Annotated in this window: 2 protein-coding genes; both read left to right on the top strand. The window is 52.9% G+C overall.

Annotation, left to right across the window (positions count from 1 at the left end; genetic code table 11):
- Positions 1-94 precede the first annotated feature (94 nt).
- Positions 95-1,162 carry a Y-family DNA polymerase gene (locus Q368_RS0122755; protein WP_084159012.1) on the top strand — a complete coding sequence of 356 codons (1,068 nt, stop codon included), beginning with the start codon at positions 95-97 and terminating at the stop codon, positions 1,160-1,162.
- A 68-nt stretch (positions 1,163-1,230) separates the two neighbouring features.
- The gene (locus Q368_RS25420; protein WP_084159011.1) at positions 1,231-1,539 is read left to right on the top strand and encodes a restriction endonuclease; all 309 of its coding nucleotides are present in this window, start codon (positions 1,231-1,233) and stop codon (positions 1,537-1,539) included.
- Positions 1,540-1,627: the final 88 nt, after the last annotated feature.

Raw genomic sequence — 1,627 nt, 5'->3', positions numbered from 1 at the left:
CGCTGAACTCATACCCGAAGATCGCTTGGCTGAAGCCGAGGTGCGTGCACAAGAATAGTTGTCGTCAGTGCCCAGGAGTAATTGACGCTGAGCAGTGGCTGTCTTTTCCTCCAACTACACGCTTTATGGCGATCTCTCAGCCCGGGTCATGAAGACTCTGGCGACGTTCACCCCGAGCCTTGAAGTTTACTCCATCGATGAGGCATTTCTTGACCTGACCGGGATGCCTTATGATGTCGTGGCTTACAGCCAGCATATTCGGAAGACGGTGCGCCGCTGGACCGGCATTCCCGTTGCCATCGGCCTGGGGCCGACCAAGACACTTGCCAAGGTTGCCAATAAGCTGAGCAAGAAGAACTCCGACCTGGATGGCGTGCTGGATTTCGGGGCTACGCCCGATTCTGACGGTCTATTGGAGCAAGTGCCAGTGGGGGACGTATGGGGCATCGGCCGGCGCTACGCTGCCATGCTCGAACGATACGGCGTCGTGAATGCACGCCAGTTCCGAGATCTACCCAGAGACTTTGTGAAACGAAAAATGACAGTCGGCGGCCTCCATACCTTGCTCGAACTCCAGGGCATCCCTTGCATCGACCTGGAGTCCATAGCCCCGGCAAAGAAGTCAGTCACCGCATCGAGGTCGTTTGGGCAGCCTGTGACCAGGATTGAGGAAATGCGCGAAGCCCTGGCTGTCTATACCTCCCGGGCCGCTGAACGGCTCCGCAAAGCCCGCATGGTCGCCAACGGTGTGACCGTGTGGGTCCAGACCAATACTTTTATAGAGGGCGAGCCTCAGTATGCCAATTCGGCCTTTGGCGCGTTACCAGGGGCCTCGGCGCATACCAGCGAAATTCTCCAGGTTGCCATGCAGGTACTGGAGCGGATTTTTCGGAAGGGATACCGCTACAAGAAGGCAGGGGTGATGCTGTCAGGCTTGGAGCCCATTGGCTGTCACCAGCTTTCGCTCCTCAGCCCGGTGCCGACCTCTGATCCGAAGGCTGAACGCCTCATGGGAGTTATGGATCAAGCAAACGCCCGGTGGGGGCGCGATACGATTCGTCTTGCCGCCTGCGGCATCAAGCAGGACTGGAAGATGAAGCAGGCAGCCCGGTCACCGCACTACACCACTTCCTGGGAAGAACTGCCGGAGGTAAAGGCCTAGTCAAGGTTGAAGACCGGAGCTAGAATTGTTAAATATAGTCAACTCAGCATGATCGTAAGGAATAAAGAATGCTCAGCAAACGAGAACCTGCTACTTGGCAAGAACTTCAGGAGATGGTTGCTCAGGTTTTAATAGAATGTGGGTTTGCTACTGAAGTCGAGAAAAAAATACAATCTGTACGTGGCGAAGTTGAGATAGACGTCTACGCAGAGGAGAAAGTCTTTAACAGATTGAATATTATTTTGTTTGAATGTAAATATTGGAAGTCAAAAATTCCTCAAAATATAATCCATGGATTCCGAACAGTTCTATCAGATATAGGAGCTAATACAGGCTATATAATTAGTTCCTCAGGTTTTCAAAGTGGATCTTTCTGAGGTGGTCGCGGAAAATTGGACAGCCTGCTAAGCTATAGTCCTCAAGCGAGGAGGACGGTTTTCAATGTCCCAGCGACGGAAGTTTTCA

The sequence above is a fragment of the Solidesulfovibrio alcoholivorans DSM 5433 genome (genome assembly GCF_000702665.1).
GTDB classification, from domain to species: domain Bacteria; phylum Desulfobacterota; class Desulfovibrionia; order Desulfovibrionales; family Desulfovibrionaceae; genus Solidesulfovibrio; species Solidesulfovibrio alcoholivorans.
The sequence above is the reverse complement of the archived record's forward strand: the minus strand, read 5'-3'. Positions and strand labels throughout refer to the sequence as shown.

Coding starts and splice junctions, on each gene's coding strand:
- Q368_RS25420 (WP_084159011.1), top strand. CDS start 1,231: ATGCTCAGCAAACGAGAACCTGCTACTTGGCAAGAACTTCAGGAGATG.